Genomic DNA, 785 nt, shown 5'->3' with positions numbered 1-785 from the left:
AACTACTGCCCCGCGGGCCTGCAGCCTGTCACCATCGCGGGGGTCATCTGCTGCGGCGTGCCGAACCAGTCGGTGACCTATCAGCAGGTCATGGCCCATCCGGCGCCGGTGCGTAAGCAGGTGAAAAAGCGGCACTACCGCGCGCCCGCGCCCAAGGCGAACTGCCCCATCGGGACAAAGGGCTGCACCTTCGATTGAGGGCGGCGCGCTGGCCTGCCGAAACACGCAGGGGCCCGGTGACGATACGGTCGTCCGGGCCTCTGTTTCCCTACGGGTGCCGGGGCGTCGGCCCTAGAGTAGCGCGATATCCGACGCCATCTGGCGCCCGTCGCGGCCTTCGGTCAGCTCGTAGCTGACCTTCTGATCATCGGCGAGCCCGGTGAGGCCCGACCGCTCGACCGCGGAAATATGTACGAAAATATCGTTGCCGCCATTTTCAGGCGCAATGAACCCGTAACCTTTTGTCGTGTTGAACCATTTAACGGTGCCGGTTGGCATAACTGTCCGCTCCTTTCACAATCGAAACCCGCAATGCGGGTGTAGTAAACGGCGCAGGTGCTGCGACCGTCCTACCAAGAAAAGATTGACCTCTGAGTTGAAAAATCAAGAATTTAGTGAAAATGAGAATGGGAAAAATTGCTGGAACCGGGACGGGTGACATGGACGAACGGCGTATCTACGGGCTGAAGAATTGCGATAGCTGCCGTAAGGCCGTGAAGGCACTGCCAGAATTTGCGCTGGTGGATGTGCGCGAAGAGGGCGTGCCTGATACGGTGCTGGCCCGG

General features: G+C 60.3%; 2 protein-coding genes and 1 pseudogene. 2 read left to right on the top strand and 1 reads right to left on the bottom strand.

What is annotated here, in order from left to right; genetic code table 11:
- A partial coding sequence (locus tag A3764_RS21065; RefSeq protein WP_150122367.1) for a hypothetical protein occupies positions 1-198 on the top strand: 198 nt, incomplete at its 5' end.
- Between the two features lie 93 nt (positions 199-291).
- Here A3764_RS21065 and A3764_RS21060 read toward each other — a convergent pair.
- Positions 292-498: a cold-shock protein gene (locus tag A3764_RS21060; RefSeq protein WP_067919266.1), complete on the bottom strand. Its 207-nt coding sequence runs from the start codon at positions 496-498 to the stop codon at positions 292-294.
- Positions 499-659: 161 nt separating this feature from the next.
- Between A3764_RS21060 and A3764_RS24895 the strand changes: the two are divergent.
- Positions 660-785: pseudogene (locus A3764_RS24895) on the top strand (arsenate reductase); the annotation flags it as partial.

The organism is Sulfitobacter sp. HI0129 (assembly GCF_001635395.1).
Lineage (GTDB): Bacteria > Pseudomonadota > Alphaproteobacteria > Rhodobacterales > Rhodobacteraceae > Sulfitobacter.
The sequence above is the reverse complement of the archived record's forward strand: the minus strand, read 5'-3'. Positions and strand labels throughout refer to the sequence as shown.